Below are 706 nucleotides of genomic sequence, written 5' to 3'. Positions count from 1 at the left end.
CGCCTTAAAACAACTTCTACCACATTTGATCTCGCCAAGCGGGCAAGACAATTCGCACCACTGATTCCGCTGAATGGAGAAAGTTTCGGAGGCTCTATCATGAACCAACCAACCCTTCGCCATCTCAAGATCGATCGACAAGGAATTGAACTCATTCGCACCGCCTTTCGTAAGAAGGGGCGGAGCACCATCACCCTCAATCTTGACGTAGCCGACCTTTGCGCAGCAAAGACTCGCTCCAAGAAAGCTGGAATTCCCTATCAACCCCTGGTGAAGACGCTTCTCTCTACGACGGTGTCCCAACAAGAGTCAATTCAATCCTGCTTGGCACAACGTGAGTAAGGACTTCGCAAGATCAAACGCCACGTCGCCGCCTAGCCACAACCACCGCCCTTCAAGCTTTCACTTCCAAAGAGCCGCCCATGGCATACACCGTCACCGAGTGGCAGACCGTGCCTGAGATATCTGCGCAAGGCCTCCGCATCATAGGGGGAGTACCTTACGACTCATATACGATCTCTGTGTGCTACAGCCGCGCTGCGCCAGAGGCAAATCAACCAGTCCGCTTTTTCGACAGGGCTATTAAGAATCGAATCGGTTTTCACAATGCATAATACAAGATCCGACCCTAAGTTCTTTCTGCAGCGTTACCGCGCATTCATACAATAAGTGCAATTTCTCAAGTCGAGACACTCGGTTAGTATTG

General features: G+C 51.0%; 1 protein-coding gene. It reads left to right on the top strand.

The window, feature by feature from the left end:
- The first annotated feature begins 99 nt into the window (after positions 1-99).
- Positions 100-342 carry a hypothetical protein gene (locus tag E8D52_18635; protein ID TKB65198.1) on the top strand — a complete coding sequence of 81 codons (243 nt, stop codon included), beginning with the start codon at positions 100-102 and terminating at the stop codon, positions 340-342.
- The last annotated feature ends 364 nt before the right edge of the window (positions 343-706 follow it).

This window comes from Nitrospira sp., assembly GCA_005116745.1.
Classification (GTDB): domain Bacteria; phylum Nitrospirota; class Nitrospiria; order Nitrospirales; family Nitrospiraceae; genus Nitrospira_D.
Note: the sequence above shows the minus strand (reverse complement) of the source record. Positions and strands in the feature narration are given on the sequence as shown.

Coding starts and splice junctions, on each gene's coding strand:
- E8D52_18635 (TKB65198.1), top strand. CDS start 100: ATGAACCAACCAACCCTTCGCCATCTCAAGATCGATCGACAAGGAATT.